The following is a 20,687-nucleotide window of genomic DNA, read 5'->3' as shown; positions in this document are numbered from 1 at the left end:
GCAGCGCAGAGTCTCTCATTTGGTCCCGCTGAGATGCCCATCCGCGAAGCATCCAGCCATTGATCCTGGGGTATCCTGGTCGTTTCTCGCATCACTGGCCTCAACGATTCATGACCTGTTATGCCAGAGAATGCTGATTCCTGAGAGGTTGTTCGGCGATCCAATCCCACGATCTGAGAGGGTTCACCTTCCCCAGAATATGTCCTTCTTCCTCTTGATCTCCAGAAACTTCTCGAAGACCTCTATCTCGTCCTGAGACATCTTCTGCTTGAGCTCCTGCTCTATGATCCTGGCATGCTTCTCAGGTATGTTGACGTAGAGAAGATCCCCCTCGTGAATCTGGCGCCCAACTGTCGGACCATCGATCGATATCGCGACCTCCTGGCCGACCGTTGCCATGGGTATGTTCTCGTTCCTCTGCTGGATTCCGCGTATGGTGCCAACCACAGCGCCGTCCTCGCGGATCAGTGGCACGTTGTGTGTTATCGTCCCGCCAACCACCTGTACGCCAACTATCGCAGGCTTGGACTGCCTGAAGACGCAGTCTGGAAGTATTCGAACACAACCCGGCTTGACTATCGCCTCAAGCCGCTCCTGCTCCATCTGCATCTTCTTCTCCTCCATCCATGCCTCGTAGCTCTCGAGGAGTGTGTAGATTACATCGCTCTGGAACACTGGAACGTCTAGCTTCTGTATCTCAGAGAGGGCATCCGGAAGTATCTCGACATTGAACCCCAGGATGACTGAGAGGAGCGGGTCCTTGAGGGCAGCGGCCCTTATGACATCCCTGCGCGTTATAGGGCCAACATCAGCCACATGGATGGGTATGTTCTTGGCGCGAAGCTCGCCGACGAGCCCCTCAAGAGATCCAATGGTGTCTGCCTTCAGTATGACACCAACTGTGTCTGTGTCGATCCTCACAGCCTCGATCTCAGACCGTATCTCCCTGGCTATAGCCTCTGGATCCTCTCCCTCGCCCACGACACGGATGGTGGATCCTGCAAGCGCGGTCTCGAGCTTTGGGGCTGATACCTTTATGCCGGACGCAGCAACGACGTGCTTCACAGGGGTGAACCGCTCCTCGCTCCGTATCTCCTTGAGCGGTCTGGGCTTTAGAAGCGCCCTCACCTTTGTTATTATCGGCTCGCGTGGCGTGCCGACCACGATGGTATCCCCGACGCTGATCATGCCGTCGTACAGTATGACATCCAGTGTCGTCCCGAGTCCTCTCTCCTCCTTCACCTCAAGTATCGTTCCCACACCCGGACGGCTCGACTCGATCTCCAGGTTCTGCTTCAGGAACCTCTGTGCAAGGCCGACCAGGACGAGAAGAAGATCAGGAATTCCCTCTCCGGTTATGGCGCTGACTGGAATTATGCCCACGGTCTTCGTGAAGTCCGTTATCCTGTCATAGCGGTTGGAGTCGAAGCCGTATTTGTAGAGCTCTCCAACAAGCTCGTATATCTTCGTCTCCAGCGCCTCCACCACTCGCTCAGTCTGGCCCGCAAGGCTCTTCGCCATTGGGGCGTTCTCGACAGGTCGCCAGCCGGGGATCCTGTCTATCTTGTTTGCAGCGACCACGAATGGTGTCCTGAACCTCTTCAGGATGTTTATCGACTCGATTGTCTGCGGCTGGAACCCTTCATTTATATCCACGATGAGTATCGCCAGATCTGCGAGCGACCCTCCACGGCTTCTCAGCGATGTGAACGCATGATGGCCTGGGGTGTCTATGAACAGCAGCCCTGGCACCATGAGGTTCGCCTTGAATCCGGAACCGCAGAACTGCTGTATCACGCTCAGAGGGATCTCGGTAGCGCCTATGTGCTGCGTTATGGCTCCGGCCTCGTACTGTGCGACTGTGGTGCCCCTTATCCTGTCCAGCAGTGTTGTCTTCCCGTGATCGACATGCCCCATAACGCAGACTATGGGGGTTCTCAGCTGTGAGACCTCCTCCTTCGAACGCATACCCTTTTTAGATCTCTGACGCATGGTGGATCCTCCCTAAAAATACCGCAGGCAATGAGACTGCGATTCCAGGCAACACCTCACGGTGCTCAGAAACTCTCCGATGCAGCTCATTATCTCTCGATCTCAACAAATATAAATCCTCTGCATCCAGCGGGCACGCCCTGGAGACCTCCCCGCAGGATTCTCCGCCAGAGAGCATCTGGTCGTGTTCCTGAAGCCTGATTGAGGCGAAAGGAATCGATAGCCTCACACTAGATTCCGATGAAACCCGGAGATCACATCAGATCTCAGTGATGCGCTGCACGCCGCATCTCACGATCAGCGGTACCTTCTCCTCCTTCCAAAGCTCTGTCCTAAGAAGAGACCGGCGAGAAGGCCTGCGAGGTGTGCCATGTGCCCTATGCCATCTGCGCCCCTCAGGCTTATCTGGTAATAAAGATCCAGGAACGCGAGCAGGGCTATTGCCAGTGGTATCCCCAGAGGTATCGGTACTGGGAATATTATCACCCTTATCTCGGGCGCGATTATCGCCAGGGCGCCCATGACCCCCATGATCGCTCCGCTGGCGCCCATCATGTATCCTGTGGTCACAAGCATCTCTATTATGCCACCGAATATCCCGGACGCGAAGAACACCAGAAGGAAATTCCTCTCCCCAACCCTCCTCTCGAGCTCCGTCCCGAAGAAGAAGAGAGCCAGCATGTTCCAGAAGAGATGCCCCATGTCAGCGTGAACGAATATGTGCGTTATCAGTGTCCAGGGCCTGGACTCGACGAGTGCCGGATTGAGGGATAGGTATCCCCTCACGGCCCATGGGTCCGCTGCCATTGCAATTGATACGATGATGCACAGAGCGATTAAAGCAAGGGATGCTGGAATGCTGGATCCCCTGGGTCTGATATCATCCCAGATCTGATCGGAGACCATGCCAGCTGAGAGCAATCCTCTGATGATATCTATTATGGTACCACTTCCAGTTTCAGGACTCTGTGACGTACTCGCCGTTTCTGAGCACTATGACGTAATCTGCGGAGTTCCTCAGCGCAACAGAAAAGCCGGGTTCTGCCCCGAATATGATCGTCTCCTTGCCGTGCTCCATCGCCTTCATGAGCACCGGCTTCAGATCCGCATCTCTGGTGACGAGCGCTATCGTGTCTATGACGGGGTTGTATATCATGTCGACGCCCTCCACGGCCATCCGCACATCGACATCGCTCGTGCATATCACCGGCTCAAACCCCTGGTTCTCGACAGCCTCCACAAGCTTCTCGGAGGCGTACTGGTTCAGGAATACCTTTCCAACCTTTATGTCGCCGTAATCCCTGAGTATGTTCCGGATCTCCTCCAGGTCCATCTGGAACTCCTTGCGCAGCATGTTGGGACCATCTACCAGGAGACCGATCTTCTTCCTTCCCTTCTCCTTCTTGGATCCGAGGTACTTAAGGATGTGCTCGAAGTGTATAGCCATGATCGCTAATCCTCTATTTCAGAACCCTAATCTTTATTATGTCCTCAGGTCGATTCATATAATTTTCTATCGCAGGCAGTGGCATTTATCTCCAGGCCAATTGAGTTCTGCAGACGATAAAACTCATGATATACCTGAAGGCTATCGAATCGCACCGGGATGGCCTGAAAGATGGTAGGAGCAATCGGAGAGCATCGAGAAGCTTGATGCAGATTGGCAGACACAGCTACCACCGGCCTGGAGAGATGATGTAACATGGAAGTACTCCCGGAACTTTATCAGCAATGAAATGTGTGACCATGCAGTGCCTCTGGTTTCCAGGATCAAAATGCAAACCTGTCGAGGACGGATGGGTGCTAGGCAAGTTCATGGATAAACTCACACCCCAGGGCATCCGGGCATGGATATCACATGCCGTAAATTCTTCTGGTGTTTCTCACCGTCGTCCTCGCGAGCTCCTCAGACTCCATCCCCCTCATCCGCGCTATGAGGTTGAGCGAGTCCAGTATGAAGGACGGCTCGTTCCTGCCTCTCCTCGGAGAGAGAAACGGGCTGTCTGTCTCCAGGAGGAGCTGGTCCACCGGCACGCTCCTCGCCAGAGCCTGGTGCTTCACAGATCTGCACACGACTGTTGCAATCGATATGTAAAATCCCCTGTCAACGATCTTCCTCATGGTCTCCAGGCTTCCACTGTAACAGTGGAATACCACCTTCCCCAGATCCTTAACGATATCGAATGCCATATCCTCGGTATCTCTGGCGTGTATCACAAGCGGTTTGTCGAGCTCCTCTGCGAGCTGTATCACTTTGCGGAAGACCTCGACCTGCTGCTTTCTCAGAGCTGGATCGCTGCATCTGTAGTAATCCAGCCCTGCCTCGCCGACCCCGATTATCTCCCGGGAGTTCTGCCGGATCTCATCTAGGACGAGATCCACATCCCCAGGCCTCATCCTGTCGAGGGAGTTGGGGCTGAGGCCCAGGGTCGCATGTATGAATTCGTGCGACCTGGCCAGCTTCAGCGTCTCTCTGTTTGTCTGAAGGTCAACTCCAGAGTTGATCATCTCCACGACGCCTGCAGATCTCGCCCTCTCTATAACATCCATCCTGTCCTTGTTGAAGTGTTTGAAATCGAGATGACAGTGTGCATCTATGACTGCTACCAAGAGAACATCCCCTGCTCATTTCTTTGATCCGCTATCCTTTGATCTGCTATCTGGATGCACGTTCCTCAAGAAGCAGAAGACGGTTTATGGCGCTGACAAGCGCCTCCACCGATGCCATGACTATGTCCTCCCGCGCGGATCGGGCGGAGACCTTTCTTCCCTCCGTATCCTCGACCCCTATCACGACCTCTGCAAGGGCATCGGATCCCCCTGTGATCGCCTCTATCCTGAAATCCCTCACCCTTATCAGGCTGTCCTGGCCGAGTATCTCCCTCACAGCCTTCACTGCTGCATCCACCGGACCAACACCGATGTTTGCGAGCACCTTCTCCTCTCCCCTGAAGAGGGCCCTTACAGTGGCTGTGGGCGTGATAGTGTTCCCGGTCATCACAGCCACCTCCTTGAGGACGAGCGCCTGCTCCCCCTTCGCGATCTCGCCCAGGACGACCTCTGCGATGGTATGGAGATCCGCATCAGTAACCTGCTTGCCCTTGTCGCCGAGCTCCTTTATCCTCCGGAGGATCTCCTGGAGCTGATCTTCTGTGGGATGGTAGCCGGACTCCTCGAGCACCTTCTTCACCGCATGCCTTCCAGTGTGCTTTCCGAGGACTATCCTGCGCCTGTGGCCAACCATCTCCGGCGTCATTATCCCGGGCTCGAAGGTATCGCTCCTCTCTATAACCCCATGGCTGTGTATGCCGCTCTCGTGGGAGAACGCGTTGTCTCCGACGATCGGCGCGTTTATCGGTATCCGGGTCTCTGTGAGCCTTTCGACAAGCCTTGCAGTCTCAACGAGGTACTGGGTCTTTATCGATGTCTTCGCCCCGTATATCGAGTGAAGGCTCATCACGGTCTCTGCGAGGTTCGCATTGCCAGCCCTCTCACCCAGACCATTTACTGTGACCTGGACCTCTCGAGCGCCCGCCTCCACAGCCGCCAGGCTGTTCGCCACCGCGAGTCCGAAGTCGTTGTGGCAGTGCACATCCACGAGTATGTTCATGTAGCTGCAGACCTCTTTCACGAGCCGGTGGAACGCGGACGGCGCCATGACACCTACGGTGTCGGGTATGTTTATTATGTCCGCCCCTGCGCCCTCAACAGCCTTGAAGATCTCCCTGAGGAAGGCCGGAGGCGTCCTGGTGGCGTCCATGGCAGAGAAGAGGCACAGCACACCATGATCCTTCACGTACTCGACCGCCTTTATCGAGTCCGCGACTATCTCCTCCCTGCTCTTCTTTATCGTGTGGGCTATCTGGATGTCAGAGGTCGAGACGAATACGTGAACCATGCCGACACCAGCGTCAAGACATCTGTCGATATCGCTCCTGATGATCCTGGAGAGGCCGCAGACTGTTGCGGTGAGCCCCTCATTTGCTATGGCCCTGACTGATTCAAACTCACCCCTGGACGATACCGGAAAGCCAGCCTCGATGACGTTGACACCGAGCTTGTCCAGCTGTCTGGCGATTATGAGCTTCTCCTCAGGGGTGAGCGAGACCCCAGGGGTCTGCTCTCCATCCCTCAGGGTGGTGTCGAATATCCTCACCTCTTGGCCGCGAAGATGCTCAATATGGTAGAAAGCGATCCCACGCAGAAGTTTCTACTGACATGTCCGCAGGGTTGAATCGCGTGGAAGATAAAACTTTGCTTCAGCTTGAGGGCGCAGATGGAACCTGAACCAGGATCGAGAGAGGTCTGTGTGGTTCATGAGGAGAACAGATTCCCCAATCAGGCATCTATCCCTTTGTTATGAGGTCGTATCCGACCCGAGCTCTCCGTATAGGAGGCACATCTCCCCACAACGCCATCTCATCCCCTCTTATAACCAGAGCTGCGATCACCTCATTTCGATCAATCGCACTGAAGCACCCCTCCAGGCTGGCGTCCGGTGTGACAGCGTTGCCGAGAGCTGTTGCTCCGGCGTCTGCTATCGCCGGGTCTCTGGATATCACGGTCGCGACATCTGCGCAACCGAAGCTTATCGACGGCCCGACGGTCCCACTGCTGCTGCAAACCCCCATAATGCCTCCTTCAGGATGAACCTCAAGAGCCAGGTCCTTTATCGGGGATGTGCCGGCGTATATCCCGACCAGTACAGGCTCATCTGAGCAGATTGCTATATCCCCGCCATTGTCAACGACAGCGTAATCTGCTCCGGCCTCCACCATCGCCTCGACCGCAGAGGCAGCTATCGCTCCGGCGACCGCAGCCATCGGTCCGACGTGGAAGAGAGCTGATGCATAACACATCCTTTTCACAACAGGCGGCGCATCATCTGAAGGGCGATCGTACGGCTCGAGGGTCAGCTGAAATATCGGGTCAAACGCTATGAACTCCTCGAGCTGGATCCTGCTGTCTATTATCGCGCTCTTTGCTATCTCCACATGCTCCTGCGATCTGGCCACGATCGTGGCAATCGTCTGATGAAGCCTGAAGTGCTCCCGTATCATCAAAATTCAGTTGCACTTCATTGCTATAGCTTTTGAGGATCCTGTGTCAGATGAATCCCGGCCATGTAATCAAACCTACTGGTGCGGAGAGGTCAATGAGATGAAACGCGCCCCGTCCAGCAATGACCAGCAGATCATGAGATCCGATCACTGATACGCAGACACAATCTCGAAAGTTATATTAAGACATAGTATCAACATATCAATTAATTCATGAGGTGATTTGCTTGAACGGGGATGTATATAAATTCATAGAGCTCGTCGGCACATCGACGGTTGGGTGGGAGGATGCTGTGAAGACTGTCGTGGAGACAGCCTCAAAGACTTTGAGGGATCTGAGGGTGGCTGAGGTCACCGAGCTTGATGTGAGGCTGGACAAAGGCAAGATCGTGGAGTACCGGGCGAAGGTGAAGCTGTCGTTCAAGTACGAGAGGGAGGAGGACTGAGAGGGGATCTGTCAGCGCATTACCATCTCAGCTCAGTGAGAAGAGATCAGAGACGGGTTGCATGCTCATACCACCAAGATCAACATCCCATGGATCTGATGGTTCGCATGGTGGTTTGAGTGCAAGTCCAAGAGCACACCCCGCAGCTTGCTGCGGGGTATTTGATTTCGCTCTTATTGATCTAGCGAGTTTATAAGCTCTTATGTATTCAGCAACTTGAAGGACATGCAGGCCGGTTGCTGAATGCACTCCATTGGTCATCGGTTAAGGATTTTATGTAAATATATTGATCATGATCTTAACCGATGACGCATGGAACAGTATCACAGGATCGATCTTACGATATCGCTTTCGCTCTTATGTACGTAGCAACTTGCAGAGCATGCAATGTGGTCTCTGAAAGCATTCATTCGTCGAAACGAACGCATAGCATGACCCCTGCTCCTTTGGGCAAGTAATCAAATGGATATGAGCGATCGCTTTATCAGGCCCGTCTCTCTCGCTCTGGCTTTCAGCCACCCCACAAGAAACATGTCACAGAGCTCCTTCTCAAGAAGGTGCTCATCAAACAACACACCATCACTCGCCAAACTTGTATCGACTCCTGCCTGATCTAAAGAAATATTAAATAAACAAATTATTATTACTGAAATCCAAACACGACCGTACCATATGACCAACCAAAAACCCAGACACACTATTTAAACCAATCCTTAACCGATGACGTATGCAGTGGTATCGCTGATTTGGTGTATCACGCCATCTACCGGTCCTCACAACATGCTCAGAACCACAATACACGCATCTGACGCCATCAGGCCATCTCATCTCACGCAACAGTAACACTCTTCCTCATCCGGCAGGAACGATTCTATGTTCATACAAAACTTATATTGTCAATCAAGAATAAATAAGCTGTTATGAGCTGATGAGCGAACCGCTGCATAGCCGGTGCCCATCCTGATGATACACATTGCGCATGCAGCAGCGCCAAAATTCGAACGTCCCGACCGGGATTCGAACCCGGGTTGAAGGCTGTCTGCGAGGATCTCCGCAGGCCTCCGGGATATCCGCTACCCCATCGGGACAACGAGTGAGTCATGAATCCCTTCCTGGTTATAAGCCTGTTGATCTGGAGGCGTATGACTGGGCTGTCCTGATGGCTCTGAGGAAGTCTATCTTTCTGAACTCGGGCCAGTACGGTGCGCAGAAGTAGGCGGCACACTCGCTTCCGTTAGCCTGCCAGGGAAGGAAGTTGGAGGTCCTGAGCTCGCCGCCCGTTCTTATTATGAGATCGACCTTGGGCACGGGCGTTTCTGTGGTGGGATAGAGATACCTGCTCACCAGATCCTCATCAACATCGTCGATCCGGATCATTCCGGCGCGCAGATCTCTTGCCATGGCCCTGGCAGCGTCGATCAGCTCGTACTGCCCTCCGTATGCGAGCGCCACATTGAAGTACATCTGGCTGTATCCCTCTGTCGCGGCCTCCACTTCCCGTATTGCATTCTGCAGGTGCTGAGGGAGCATATCGATCCTGCCGATGGCTCTGACGCGAACCCTGTTTTTGTGTATCTTCTCAGAGCTGCACAGCTCAAGGAGCTTCTCTGCGATCAGGTTGAAGATGTACCTTTTCTCAGGCTCGCTCCTGCTGAAGTTCTCTGTCGAGAATGCATAGACGGTCAGGTGTTTTATTCCAAGCTCCAGGCACCAGTCTGATATCTTCTCGGTCGTCTTCGCGCCGAGCCTGTGGCCGCTTGATACGGGCATGTTATGCCTGTTTGCATATCTTCTGTTTCCATCCTGGATAACTGCGATGTGCTCCACCCTCGGGCCCCTGGCTAGCTGGCGCTTCAGCATTCTCTCGTACACCGCATATGCTGATGAGAGCAGCAGATCTCCGCATTTCAAAAAAATCCCTTCTGCAGGCTATCTTGAGCAGGTATTTAACTGTTTCACATGGGGTATCACAAAACTGCATAGTTCACGCGTGGTCCAGTTGGTCCAATCTTTGCGGGTCTGAATATGGCAGTGTATCGAATTCGCGTAAATTCGAAACTGATCGGTATGCTTCGCGCCGCATAAGGTCAATTTACAGCAATTTCGGCACACCGCCTCTGAATAGCTGAACAGGCTTTCGGGAATCAGCCTGTACTGGCATAATCTCACATGAATCCCACAGAAACCCGTGCGCCCCAATGATAAGAGTGCACGCACATCTGTAGTTGATTTCATCGATACAACCAGGCGATCTCGGATTTCACTTCACAAAACCTCAAACCTGCTCCACACACTGCTGTCCCAGAGTAACTGCACACAGATGGAATCAGATCAATCAAGAGCCAAAATAAAAAAAGAAGATCCTGATCTGCGTTACTCAGTCATGGGGTACTCAAGTGTCGAGACCTCATTGCCCTCTGGATCCATGAGGGAGACTGTGCCGCTCTCCGCGAACTCAATCGTTGTGTTCAGGTATATCTCGGTCTCGGTGTTCTCGCCAGCGCCCAGGAAGAGCTTTACAGAGCTGGCTGGCTGGACCTCGATCGCGCCCAGTGTTACCGGCTCGTTCTCATCCACCTTGAGCGTGTAATTCTCCAGACTCTGGGCCGTCTCGCCGTCATTGGCGATCTCCACATAGCCCTCCTCGATGTTGACATCAGCGATGTACAGTGCCGCAACCTCTGCGGTGACATTCTCAGCAGTTACATTCTCGGCTGTGACGTTCTCTGCGGTGACATTCTCAGCAGTATCTTCCGCATATGCCGCCCCCAGGGACAGGAGCAGAGCAAGCATAAGCGTGTATGCTACGGTCTTCATATAATACCTCCTTGCTTTTTAATCAGAATGCATTCATCTTAATTAAGATTTAAATCTTTTCTAAGATTGTCACGGATTTAATATTATTATCTTATCATTAGATTATTTATAAAAATATCTGGAAATATCCAAAATTAAATTCATTATCAGCAGAGCTGATCTGCGCTGAAGCAGGTTTCTGCGCTCTGAGCTGATTCGCGATCGCACATCTGCATTTGTGCAGAGCAGGGGAAACGAATTGTTGAATGATATAGAATCAACGGCCTTGAACCGAATGAAGCTTTTACTCTTCATGGTACTGGATGCTACACCTGTGATAACCGCAGGATAATCTCATGGAATCTTCCGGCATGAGCCAGATAATCGGTTCTTGCGCCGCGTGAGCCCAGATCTCAACCGAGAGCTCTCCTGCAGACTCTGTTGTGTGCACTCTGGAGAAACATCGTAAACTATAACATGAGTGATGATGATGCTGATGCCATGTTCAAGCTTGGAGAGTATGACGATGTGACGGCAAAAGATCTTGCAGATCGTCTCAGGGAGATGAAGATCCGGGTCGATATCAGACCCTCGATCGTGGCAGATCTGAAGATCTCCCCCGTACTTCAGGGGCGCTTCAGCGAGCTGAAAAACGAGATCGAGGATGAGGAGCTGTTAAAAAAGTATGAGCATTACCTGGAGTCTGTCCGGAAGACCTTTGCTGAGAAGCCCGCCCCAGAAGAGTTTTACAAAAGATATCTGACGCATGCAGTTCCAGAATGGGTCAAGATCACTGAGAAGATAGAGTCCGTGGTGAGGGGGATGATCGGTCCAGAGGAGGCCTCAGGGGAGACATCCTCCACAGTACCGTCTCAGGAAGCGCCTTCAGAACCGTCTGAGGAGCCCTTGCCAGAAGAGGCATCACATGAAGAGAGCCCATCTGAATCTGCCAGCATGTCTGATGATGTGGACTTTGGCAGCCTTATCGATAAAAAGGCTGCCGCAGAATTCCTGTCGCAGGTTTTCTTGCTGAACGAGCTGGATGTAGATGAGGATCCTGGAGATAAGCTGGACGACCCCATAGTCGCAATACCGGTTGTGGCAAAAGATTATTTGCAGCATCCGATGCTGCGGACAAATATATATGTAAATCTGGAGAAAGTCCATGATATCTACATAGATGAATGGTCTGTTCTCACATGTGAGGATCTGGGCGAGGATTTCTTCGACGAGTATCAGCATGAAGCGATCGAGATCATGGCGGTCCACGGCGTACTGAACAATCTGACAGATATGCCGCCATCAGGCAAAATGGACATGGAGAGCTTCGTGCAGAAATGTGGCGTCTACATGGATATGGAGAGTGGCATCTTTGATGTCAATGCATATGATGTGGCGGAGGATCTTGCAAGGATCCTTGAGAAAAATGGGGTGGTGAAGATCAAGGGCGATACGATCCGCTGGAAGAAGGCGTGACCCTCTATTTAAAGGGGTGTGCAATCTGGTCGCTGGAAGCAGCCGTTTATCTGCAAGAGGAACGCGCCAGGGCAGGTTATCAGTGGACAGGGGCAGACATCATCACCTCTGCCCGCGCTTTCTCTTTGGGGACAGTGCCACAGATACCAGGAATATAGCCACGCTCATTATCGCGATCGAGCTGCCCACAGGGATGTCGAGGTAGAGGGATGCAGCTATTCCGGAGATGCTTGATGCCAGCCCTATGATGGGAGATATCAGCATGATCCATCTCATGTCGTGAGAGAACTGATACGCAGCTGATACAGGGTTGACCATCAGAGCGAATATGAGCAGGCCGCCGATGAGCTTGAGCGAGACTGATACAGTGACGCCGCAAAGGAGGAGGATCGCATAGTAGAATGGCTTTGTGTTGATGCCCGCCTCCTCAGCAAGCTTTCTGTCAAGCATTATCGCGAAGAACTCCTTGTAAAAGAGGAATATCACCACCAAGAGCGTCAGCATGAGAACAAGAAGCCTGATGAGATCGGTGGTTGTTATTCCCAGAACGCTCCCCCAGAGCACTGAAAGAGCCGTGCTGCTAACCACCGATCCGGGGACGATGCTGAGAAACAGCAGGGCCAGCGCCATTGTGAGGGAGAACATGGTGCCGAGCACGACATCAGCCTGCAGCCTGGCCTTATCCGCAACCGGTCCGAGGATGAGGGCAACAGCTGTTGCCATACCCAGCGCCAGAGCAAATGGATCTCTGGAGATGGCAAGCCCGAGCGCGGCGCCTGCAAAGGCAGCATGCGACATGCAGAACCCCATCGATGATAGGTTCATTCTCACAATGAAGACACCTATCATGGAGCACACGACAGCAGCCAGGGATGCCCCGATGATCGTGTTCATCACTATGCTCGGCGGCAGCATCATGTCCTAGGCCCCAGCAAATGCATCTCTGAACGTCCTGGAGGAGAGCATCTCATCTGGTTGTGCATCGCCGATGAGGCGCCCATCCTTCAGCAGGAGTATCCTGTCGCAGATATCGGGCACATGAGCTGTATCGTGTATGACCATGATCGTTGTCAGCTCATTCCTCTCATGCAGGATGCATATCTTCTTCGATACCTCTTCCACAGCTCTGCAGTCCAGGTTCGAGTAGGGCTCATCCAGGAGAAGTATCCTGGGCCTCTTCGCGAGCAGCCTGGCCAGAAGCACCCTCTGCGTCTGCCCCCCTGATAGCTTTCCTATCGGCCGGTCCCAGAGATGATCGACTTCCATGAACCTCGCCGCGTCCCTTGCTGCATCCCAGTCCTCCCTTCCAGGTCTCCGCAGCATGCCGATCTTTCCGAACCTCCCCATCAGCACGACATCTCTCACCAGATACGGTGTGTCCTCGGGGAACGTCTTGGCCTGGAGCATGTAGCCTATCTCCTTTCTGATCTCAGGGCCGTGCCTCCGGGCATCCCTTCCGAAGACCTCGACCCTGCCGGTCGCTGGAAGCATTCCATTTATCGTCTCGAGCAGCGTGGTCTTGCCAGCGCCGTTCGGGCCCATGACGCATAACATCTCTCCCGCGCCGATCGAGAGCGTGATATCCTTCAGGGTGGAGTTCCTCTCGCCATCGTAAAATGTGTGCACGTTCTCGAGCCGGATCAGCATAAACCTAAACCACCTCAGAGCCTCTCTATAATCGACTCAAGCGGCATTCTGGACAGACTCCAGGAGAAATCCTCAAGCTCATCATGCGACAGCTCTGAGATCCTCTCAACTATGGACCCCCTGACCCTGAAGCTTACAGTTCTCCCGTTCGAGTAGAATGTCGCCTCTGGCACGCCATCCTGAAGCACGGAGATGTTCCCCTTTCCAAGCGTGCAGCCGGTGGATATCTGGATTCCGTCTGCAAGGCACGATACCGGCGGTCTGCTCCCTGACCGCACAACAGCGCTGATATCCTTGTGACCATGAGAGCTGAGCTCGCTGAGAGCAGCGAGTCCCATCCTTATGCCGAGAACGAGAAATGGACCCAGATGGCCATGAAACTCGCTGCCGCGCTTGATCATATCATCAAGAGATACGTTATCTGGATCTATCATTCGCATCTTCAACACAATCACCTTACTGATCTGACCTAGTATTATCAAATTTACAGAAATAACTTTATTTGCGATATATATCTTTTCAAGTAACAATGTTAAGATGTCACTATCAGCATTGTGTTACCAAATGTTGAGTTACATTGTCGCTTAGTCAGAGGAGAGTGTTGTGTACTCACATCATTGAGATCAAAAGCATTTGATCCTTCAGGGTTTGTGATCTGTTATTCCATTGAATGAGTTGTGTACAAGTGCCATTGAGATCAACTTTATAGCTGGACTGCCAATGGCGGAGAGGATCACATGAGGGAATGGGTTGTGTACTAATATCATTGAGATCAACAGCATGTGACCTCACAGAACACACGGGGATCTCTATGTCGGTGCTGATCCCAAACAGTCTCTTCAGTAATTCAAGCGCACCACCATTGAACGTCGATTTCTGAAATTCCATCAGATAATCCGGGCCCACGACCGAGGTGCATTCTGAGCGGTGTTCTGTCATGGCCGGAAGCTTAATATTCCGATCTGCATCGATCTCGGCTTATGATCATCCACTGGGCAGATGTGATCGCAGAGAGGCTCAAGGACGGTGGACCGCACACATTGGCCACAGGCATAACTCCATCTGGGCCTGTGCATATAGGAAACCTGCGCGAGGTCATGACGGCTGATGCTGTATACAGAGCTCTTGTAGACAGAGGCGTGGAGGCTAGGCTGATTTACATAGCTGATACGTATGATCGCCTGCGGAGGCTCTATCCATTTCTGGACGAGAGCTTCAGGGAGCACGTGGGCAAGCCTTTATCTGAGATTCCGTGCCCGGAGGGATGCTGCAGCAGCTACTCAGAGCACTTCCTGCAGCCCTTCCTCAGATCCATGGATATTCTGGATATAAAGCCGGAGGTGTACAGGGCGGATCAGCTCTACAAAGAGGGCGTTTATCTGGATGCCATAAAGACCGCGCTGGAGAGGAGGGATGATATCGCCAGGATACTGAAGGAGATCTCAGGCAGGGATGTGGAGCCGACCTGGAGTCCCTTCGATCCGATCTGCAGGGACTGCGGCCGCATGAACACCACCAGAGTGACAGGATTCGATCTTGATTCAGAGAAGGTAGATTACGTCTGCGAGTGCGGGTCCTCAGGGAGTGTGAGCATGCGTGGAGGTGGCAAGCTCGTCTGGAGGGTCGACTGGCCTGCACGCTGGCACATCTTCAGGGTGACTGTTGAGCCCTTCGGAAAGGATCATGCGACAGCAGGCGGATCCTACGATACGGGAAAGCGGATCAGCGAGGATGTTTACAGCTATCCTGCCCCGTATCCGATCGTCTACGAGTGGATCCATCTAAAGGGAAGGGGCGCGATGCACAGCTCCACAGGGCTTGTTGTGACTGTTCAGGAGATGCTCGATGTCGTGCCGCCAGAGGTCCTGCGTTACCTCATAATCAGAACAAAGCCTGAGAAGCACATAGAGTTTGATCCGGGACTTCCGCTCCTAACCCTCGTGGACGAGTACGACCAGAGGAGAGGGGATGCAAGAGCGCTTGAACTCTCATCCATAAGACACAGCGAGCCGTTCACCATACCTTTCAGACACATGGTGACTGCTGTCCAGATCGCACGCGATGATGAAGATCTGCTGCTGAAAGTTCTGGAGAGGAGCGGCTACGAGACATCGCGCAGGGATGAGATACTCGCGCGCGCCCGGAATGTGAGGATATGGCTGGAACGGTACGCACCGCCGTTTGTGAAGTTCGAGGTGAAGGATACCCTCCCCCAGGCGGTCAGAAACATCACTCAGGATGAGCGCAGGGGTCTTGGCATGCTGGCTGAGAGGATAGACGGAAAGAGCGCGCAGGAGATCCATGACGAGATATATGCAGTGGCAAACGAGCTCGGCCTCGATCCAAAGAAGTTCTTCCAGGCGGTGTACCTTGCGTTTCTCGGGGAGCGCCAGGGGCCGAAGGCCGGCTGGTTCCTCGCAAGCCTCGACAGGGATTTCGTAAAGCGCAGGCTCATCGAGGCATCCCTCGCGTGAGTGTGAGTGCATGTCTCCTATTGGAGCAGCCTCTGTGAACCACACCGATCCGCGGATCAGGAGATCGCATGACCTGAAGGACCATGGAACGGTTTCCAATCATCTGCGGCACAACAGACACCTATTGAGAAAGGCATACTATCAGACCGCTGGGGGTGATCGAATGTCGGGGATCGAGGAGGCGATACGTAGGCTTGAGGAGATCGCAGATCGCCACATCTGCGCAGCAAGAAGGGATGAGCTGCTGGAGATCATAGAGATTCTGAGGCGCGAGCTTGAGAGGGCTAAGAGCTGAGGCGTCTCTCCGCCTGACGACCTGCAGGATTCGATGCGGCTCTGAGCAAGTGCCCGCTCAGCTCACTCACATGCCGGCAGGTCTGCTGAAGGTGCAAAGCTGTCAATGGGCAGCAGGCATCAGGAGCGGCTCAGCCCCTTATCTCCCTCAGGCGCCTGATCGTGACCTCCAGCAGGAACAGGACCAGCGCAGCCAGAAGCAGCTGCCAGCTGATGCTGGCTCTCTCCTGAACGAGACGCTCACTTGCCCTTCTCGCCTCCTCCACAATGCTCCTTCCCGCCTCGTCCTCTGTGAAGATCTTCCCACCCGCTGCCTCTATCATCCCTTTCATTTCCGGATTGAATCCGAACTCCCTGTACTCCAGCGGGTAGTTCACGGCGATCCCGTAGTCGTTAACGTAATAGACTCCCTCTGACTCCGGGACGATCGTCGCGGTGTACCTGCCGGGGGCTGTGCTCTCAATCCTCGCGCCCTCCCCGATCTTGGGCGGGCTTTCGCTTGAGACGTATATCTCCAGAGGGCTTCCAGCCCATCCATCTCCAGCCTCAACCCGCTCCTTCTCCGGCCTAGGATCGCCGACAGCCCAGTTCACCATGGACGATATGAGCATGGAGTTATCCTCAGCGTAAAGCGCCTGCGCCCAGGCATTGCCATCGTCTGTGGCCAGTGAGACGCTCCGGCCAAGGCCGTAGCGCATCGCTGTGACTATCGGCTTTCCGTCTGTCAGCGCCACGAGCCTCTGGGCGCCCGGCTTTGGGGTTACGTCGTTGAAACCGCTTATCGTCGCATTTATCTCGATCTCACCTGTTATGTAGTGATTCTCATCTGTTATCACGAGCGTGTATCCGGAGACGTTCTCTGCGACCTCGCGCTCCCCCTCCATCTCGGGAGTTCTGACCGTCAGGGAGCTCGGATACACTGCAGGACGGAACGTGGCGCCTGTGAGCGAGGCCATCTCCTGAAACCTGCCAGCAGACCCTGCGTAGCTCTGGACCTGTATCAGGGTGACCGTTGCGTTCATTTTCCTGAGGATATCAACAGAGTTCAGGAAAACCTGATCCCCCTTCACCTTATCTGGCTCTATTCTGCCATCCGATATGACCACAATATCCGCCTCGGCCCTGCTCTCGTTGATTATCTTCCATGCGAGACTTAGCCCCTCGTCCAGGTTGGTCTCGTCCTTTCCGAGAGGCGTCTGCAGGCTCTTTATGCTCTCCTCTATGACGCCCCTGTTCCTGACGGGCACCGGCTGTGATACGACATAGGGCCTGGTGCCGAAGACCACAACGCCGACCCTTGCGTCCCTGAGCTCCGGAGATCTCAGGAGCTCTATCGCGAGGGACTTCTCGTAATCGAGATACGTCGTGCTCTCACCGATCCGCATTGGCGCCATGGTGCTCCCAGAGATGTCTATGACCATGATCAGAACCTTCCCGCCCTCGAAGAGGCTTGGGGATGATACGACAGGAAGAGCCTTTTCAAACTCCGTCCTGTAATACCCGCCCAGCTCATATGCATCAGCCCCACCAACAACGATCAGGCCGCCGCCTCCTGCCACGTAGTCCTTCAGCCGGTCGAGATCAGGATCGTACTTGATGTCATCCAGGACGACTGCCTTGTAATCGCTAAGAGATTGTGGGAGATCCTCTGCAGTGTTCAGATCGACGAGATCCCTGAGCACATCCATCAAGGGAGATGGTCTGCCAAGGAGCAGAACCCGCGGCTTAGGCACAACATACACGGCTTTTGTGTATCTGTTGTTCCTCTCGAAGTGGTCCTCATCTGGATGTATCTCAGCTCTCAGGATGTGCGTTCCTGTGCTGCGGAACCTGTGCGATATCCTGAGCGACTCGTTTATGCTCTCGAGGGAACTCCTGAAGATCTCCAGGTCATCCGCATATACCACAACATCCCCGCTGATGCTTCCGGATTTTCTGATCACTATCTTGAACGGATAGTCGCCATCCAGAACTGCAATGTTGCTCCCAGATATCTCGACGCCTGCCTCTTTTGCTTCAGGTCTCATCTCGACGGCGAAGACCGAAACGTTCGAGCTTCTGGCAAGGAGCAGGGCGTCCCTGAGCGGGCGCCCGATGTTGCTGTATCCATCACTCACAAGCAGGATTGAATCAGCCTGTGGCATGTACTGTATGATCCTGTCTCCGAGCGGCGTGCTCTCGCCCGAGAAGTACCTGAGCTGCGAGTCCGGGATCCTGCCGCTCAGGCGCTCCGCGACCTTCAAGTCGAAGATCTCCATGGATGCTGTCTGATCCGAGAGTATCGTTATCCTCGGCCTGCTCACATCCTTTGTGTGTGTTGTTACTGTATACGGATTTGCAAGCGCTATTATGATCAGGCATACCACCAGGGATCTCGTGAGGACCAGAAGCTTCCGAGGTGTGCGCTTCGTGTACAGAAGCCCAGCTGCAAGGACAGCTGGAAGAAGCCAGAGCATCTCTGGTCTCTGGAGGTATATCTCGGTCACAGCTCCCTCCTCCACCTTATTATACCGAGCTCGGCCATGAGCAGCATCAGAGCCGCCAGGGTGATCCAGCCTGAGAGATCCCTCTCCACAAGCTTCTCAGTGCTGGCGGTGGAGCTGAAGCTTCCGGGGGCGAAGGATCTGCCGCGCCTCAGATCAGACTCAGCGGGATCGTAGAGGTTGGCAGCGAGTCTCCTTCCATCAAACGTGTAGAGGCCCACCCTGTCGAGCAGCAGTAGCTGTGCTGTGACCGTGCCCCCTGGCGTGGTGATGGTCGCAGGTCTGTCCAGCGGCACCACGTCTCCGGTCTTCCTGTTGGCATCATCCAGCGACGGGGCGCCTGTCAGCCATCTGACCATTTCATACCAGAAGACCGGGTACTCAGGCCTGAGATGAAAATCGCTGCCGAACTCGAGCGCGTTGTATACTACGGTACCTCTGCCTAGCTGCCAGTATGCGAGTAAAGGAACGCTGTTGACCTCAACCATGGTCGTCGATCCACGCCTTGGCACTGCCTCAATGTACGACCTTATCCCTACCTCCTCAAAGTGGATTCCCTCTCCGAAGACTGGATTTCTCGCCCACAGGATGCCTGTTCTGTTCACCAAGCCTGTGATCCTCACCGGCAGATACTCAGGGCTGGGGGAGTTCTCCTGTGGGATGTAAACTATCTTCCCCCCTGAGTCCACGTATCTGTTAATTCCTCCATCCGTAGAGCTGTTTCTGATGACCACCAGATCGTAGCCCTCTGGATCACCCCTGGTATCAACGCTGCCAATCGCCCTGAGCGCCACCAGTGCGGGGCTGCTCTCTCCAAGATAGAGGATCCTAGTATCATCCCGCAGCGGGGCGTAGATGTACGCCGTGTTGTCAGCAGATATCGCGTCCCTGACATCGAGAGATACCGTGCTGATGCCGGATGGGAGGCTGAGTGAAATGTAGTAGTCCGCATCCGCATCTATGAAAGCTCTGTGCTCTGAGCTGCCGCCCTGGGATTGAACTCTTATCGTCAGATCCCTTGCAGATCCGTAGTTGTGAATCCTGCATGTGTAGTTGATCCCCTCATAGGTCTCTGTCAGCCAGCCTCCGACGATCCCGATGTTATCTCCCCCTCCGCCGGTGTCCGCGAAGACTATGCTGGCGCCTGTCGCCGTGAGGGAATCCCTTGTGGCACCCGGATCGTCTCCGATCCAGCTTATGAAGTCTGAGATGACGAGGATATCACCGCCCTCTGGCCCGGTCAGGGTATGCGCCAGGTTCATCGCGCTCGATAAGTCAGCAGGAAGATCAAGCACATCGATTTTATCCAGAATGGACCGCGCCTCGTCAGCGCTCCCCTCTCTGAGCGCGATGACAGGTATGCTCTCCGCCAGAACGACGCTCACCCTGTCGTATCCGGAGAGTTCTGATGATGCGATGCTAAGCGCGTTCTGGAACGTGCTCTCCATGCTCGCAGAGACATCCAGAACAATAACAAGATGCGAGCCCGGGCTACCTCTCTCTAGGGTGTACGGCCCGGCAGCGGCGATCGAAAGAAGAACAAGAATGAGGAGCTGCAGCCAGAAGAGCGGATCTTTTATCATTCTGCTCAGGGCTGCAGACCTCTTGGCCTTTCCAGACTCGAGGAACCTTATGCTCGGGAAGAGAACGTCGCGGGGCTTCGGTTTTATGAGGTAGAGCACGATCAGCGGCAGTATGCTGAGAAGTCCGAGGAGTGCATATGGATTTCTGAACGGCATCTCTTGCTCTGATGCGTAGATCTGAGAAAAATGTTTGCCTGTGCGCCCGGATCACGTTAACCGCCTGTAACCCGCATGCTTCAGGGAGCTATCGGGGGATTCTGATTCGCTCCTGTCTCCTCATTCTAACTCCATATCAGATCTTTTGGCGGATCCAGGCGCACTGGATCGAATCGCATGGCGTGTGAAAGATGCTGGATCATCTCCATGCGTCATCGGTTAAGATCGACATGTGTAGAATTGGACTTAATAGTCTTATCTCGCCTCAGTACTGCTATCA

At 53.8% G+C, this 20,687-nt stretch carries 18 protein-coding genes and 1 tRNA gene; 4 read left to right on the top strand and 15 right to left on the bottom strand.

Features of this window, described 5'->3' with window-relative positions:
* Window positions 1-183: 183 nt before the first annotated feature.
* The 6 genes from infB to QHG98_08260 form a co-directional block, all read right to left on the bottom strand.
* Window positions 184-1,992, bottom strand: a complete 1,809-nt coding sequence (infB, locus tag QHG98_08285; protein MDH7597714.1) for a translation initiation factor IF-2 — start codon at window positions 1,990-1,992, stop codon at window positions 184-186.
* A gap of 297 nt (window positions 1,993-2,289) precedes the next feature.
* Entirely contained in the window at window positions 2,290-2,898 is a 609-nt protein-coding gene (locus QHG98_08280; protein ID MDH7597713.1) for a rhomboid family intramembrane serine protease, read from the bottom strand.
* Window positions 2,899-2,950: 52 nt separating this feature from the next.
* On the bottom strand, window positions 2,951-3,439 hold the full coding sequence (locus QHG98_08275) for a TIGR00288 family NYN domain-containing protein (protein MDH7597712.1): 489 nt from the start codon (window positions 3,437-3,439) through the stop codon (window positions 2,951-2,953).
* A gap of 407 nt (window positions 3,440-3,846) precedes the next feature.
* A complete protein-coding gene (locus QHG98_08270) occupies window positions 3,847-4,602 on the bottom strand; it encodes a TatD family hydrolase (GenBank protein MDH7597711.1) in 756 nt (251 codons plus the stop codon).
* Between the two features lie 46 nt (window positions 4,603-4,648).
* Entirely contained in the window at window positions 4,649-6,172 is a 1,524-nt protein-coding gene (locus tag QHG98_08265; GenBank protein ID MDH7597710.1) for a 2-isopropylmalate synthase, read from the bottom strand.
* Between the two features lie 166 nt (window positions 6,173-6,338).
* Window positions 6,339-7,052 carry a UPF0280 family protein gene (locus tag QHG98_08260; GenBank protein ID MDH7597709.1) on the bottom strand — a complete coding sequence of 238 codons (714 nt, stop codon included), beginning with the start codon at window positions 7,050-7,052 and terminating at the stop codon, window positions 6,339-6,341.
* 218 nt (window positions 7,053-7,270) lie between these two features.
* Here QHG98_08260 and QHG98_08255 point away from each other — a divergent pair, with 218 nt between their 5' ends.
* A complete protein-coding gene (locus QHG98_08255) occupies window positions 7,271-7,498 on the top strand; it encodes a dodecin family protein (protein ID MDH7597708.1) in 228 nt (75 codons plus the stop codon).
* 27 nt (window positions 7,499-7,525) lie between these two features.
* Here the strand turns inward: QHG98_08255 and QHG98_08250 are convergent, their stop codons facing one another.
* The 4 genes from QHG98_08250 to QHG98_08235 all read right to left on the bottom strand — a co-directional run bounded on the left by QHG98_08250 (window position 7,526) and on the right by QHG98_08235 (window position 10,315).
* Complete coding sequence (locus tag QHG98_08250) at window positions 7,526-7,759, bottom strand: hypothetical protein (protein MDH7597707.1); 234 nt, start codon at window positions 7,757-7,759, stop codon at window positions 7,526-7,528.
* A gap of 741 nt (window positions 7,760-8,500) precedes the next feature.
* Window positions 8,501-8,586 (bottom strand) — tRNA-Arg (locus QHG98_08245).
* 28 nt (window positions 8,587-8,614) lie between these two features.
* Entirely contained in the window at window positions 8,615-9,370 is a 756-nt protein-coding gene (uppS, locus tag QHG98_08240) for a polyprenyl diphosphate synthase (GenBank protein MDH7597706.1), read from the bottom strand.
* A 501-nt stretch (window positions 9,371-9,871) separates the two neighbouring features.
* Window positions 9,872-10,315 (bottom strand): hypothetical protein, encoded by a 444-nt coding sequence (locus QHG98_08235; protein MDH7597705.1) that lies wholly within the window; start codon window positions 10,313-10,315, stop codon window positions 9,872-9,874.
* A gap of 480 nt (window positions 10,316-10,795) precedes the next feature.
* Here QHG98_08235 and QHG98_08230 point away from each other — a divergent pair, with 480 nt between their 5' ends.
* Complete coding sequence (locus tag QHG98_08230) at window positions 10,796-11,770, top strand: hypothetical protein (protein ID MDH7597704.1); 975 nt, start codon at window positions 10,796-10,798, stop codon at window positions 11,768-11,770.
* A 102-nt stretch (window positions 11,771-11,872) separates the two neighbouring features.
* Here QHG98_08230 and QHG98_08225 read toward each other — a convergent pair whose 3' ends face one another.
* The 3 genes from QHG98_08225 to QHG98_08215 are packed head-to-tail and all read right to left on the bottom strand — an operon-like array spanning window position 11,873 to window position 13,899.
* A complete protein-coding gene (locus tag QHG98_08225) occupies window positions 11,873-12,688 on the bottom strand; it encodes a metal ABC transporter permease (protein MDH7597703.1) in 816 nt (271 codons plus the stop codon).
* A 3-nt stretch (window positions 12,689-12,691) separates the two neighbouring features.
* A complete protein-coding gene (locus QHG98_08220) occupies window positions 12,692-13,417 on the bottom strand; it encodes an ABC transporter ATP-binding protein (GenBank protein MDH7597702.1) in 726 nt (241 codons plus the stop codon).
* 14 nt (window positions 13,418-13,431) lie between these two features.
* Window positions 13,432-13,899, bottom strand: coding sequence for a formylmethanofuran dehydrogenase subunit E family protein (locus tag QHG98_08215; protein MDH7597701.1), 468 nt, complete (start codon window positions 13,897-13,899; stop codon window positions 13,432-13,434).
* Window positions 13,900-14,397: 498 nt separating this feature from the next.
* On the opposite strand from QHG98_08215, the gene lysS reads away from it, so the two are divergent.
* Window positions 14,398-15,891: a lysine--tRNA ligase gene (gene lysS / locus QHG98_08210; GenBank protein ID MDH7597700.1), complete on the top strand. Its 1,494-nt coding sequence runs from the start codon at window positions 14,398-14,400 to the stop codon at window positions 15,889-15,891.
* A gap of 163 nt (window positions 15,892-16,054) precedes the next feature.
* Window positions 16,055-16,186: a hypothetical protein gene (locus QHG98_08205; GenBank protein ID MDH7597699.1), complete on the top strand. Its 132-nt coding sequence runs from the start codon at window positions 16,055-16,057 to the stop codon at window positions 16,184-16,186.
* A gap of 130 nt (window positions 16,187-16,316) precedes the next feature.
* Here the strand turns inward: QHG98_08205 and QHG98_08200 are convergent, their stop codons facing one another.
* Together QHG98_08200 and QHG98_08195 are read right to left on the bottom strand one after the other, a co-directional pair.
* A complete protein-coding gene (locus QHG98_08200; GenBank protein ID MDH7597698.1) occupies window positions 16,317-18,671 on the bottom strand; it encodes a VWA domain-containing protein in 2,355 nt (784 codons plus the stop codon).
* Window positions 18,668-20,407 (bottom strand): BatA domain-containing protein, encoded by a 1,740-nt coding sequence (locus tag QHG98_08195; protein MDH7597697.1) that lies wholly within the window; start codon window positions 20,405-20,407, stop codon window positions 18,668-18,670. The genes QHG98_08200 and QHG98_08195 overlap by 4 nt, the downstream gene beginning before the upstream one ends.
* Window positions 20,408-20,687: the final 280 nt, after the last annotated feature.

Source organism: Methanothrix sp. (genome assembly GCA_029907715.1).
In the GTDB taxonomy this organism is placed as follows: Archaea; Halobacteriota; Methanosarcinia; order Methanotrichales; family Methanotrichaceae; genus Methanothrix_B.
Note: the sequence above shows the minus strand (reverse complement) of the source record. Positions and strands in the feature narration are given on the sequence as shown.

Excerpts from the sequence above, each read along its gene's own strand:
- infB (MDH7597714.1), bottom strand. The coding sequence starts at position 1,992 with ATGCGTCAGAGATCTAAAAAGGGTATGCGTTCGAAGGAGGAGGTCTCA.
- QHG98_08280 (MDH7597713.1), bottom strand. The coding sequence starts at position 2,898 with ATGGTCTCCGATCAGATCTGGGATGATATCAGACCCAGGGGATCCAGC.
- QHG98_08275 (MDH7597712.1), bottom strand. The coding sequence starts at position 3,439 with ATGGCTATACACTTCGAGCACATCCTTAAGTACCTCGGATCCAAGAAG.
- QHG98_08260 (MDH7597709.1), bottom strand. The coding sequence starts at position 7,052 with ATGATACGGGAGCACTTCAGGCTTCATCAGACGATTGCCACGATCGTG.
- QHG98_08250 (MDH7597707.1), bottom strand. The coding sequence starts at position 7,759 with ATGACCAATGGAGTGCATTCAGCAACCGGCCTGCATGTCCTTCAAGTT.
- QHG98_08235 (MDH7597705.1), bottom strand. The coding sequence starts at position 10,315 with ATGAAGACCGTAGCATACACGCTTATGCTTGCTCTGCTCCTGTCCCTG.
- QHG98_08230 (MDH7597704.1), top strand. The coding sequence starts at position 10,796 with ATGTTCAAGCTTGGAGAGTATGACGATGTGACGGCAAAAGATCTTGCA.
- QHG98_08225 (MDH7597703.1), bottom strand. The coding sequence starts at position 12,688 with ATGATGCTGCCGCCGAGCATAGTGATGAACACGATCATCGGGGCATCC.
- QHG98_08220 (MDH7597702.1), bottom strand. The coding sequence starts at position 13,417 with ATGCTGATCCGGCTCGAGAACGTGCACACATTTTACGATGGCGAGAGG.
- lysS (MDH7597700.1), top strand. The coding sequence starts at position 14,398 with ATGATCATCCACTGGGCAGATGTGATCGCAGAGAGGCTCAAGGACGGT.
- QHG98_08205 (MDH7597699.1), top strand. The coding sequence starts at position 16,055 with ATGTCGGGGATCGAGGAGGCGATACGTAGGCTTGAGGAGATCGCAGAT.
- QHG98_08195 (MDH7597697.1), bottom strand. The coding sequence starts at position 20,407 with ATGCCGTTCAGAAATCCATATGCACTCCTCGGACTTCTCAGCATACTG.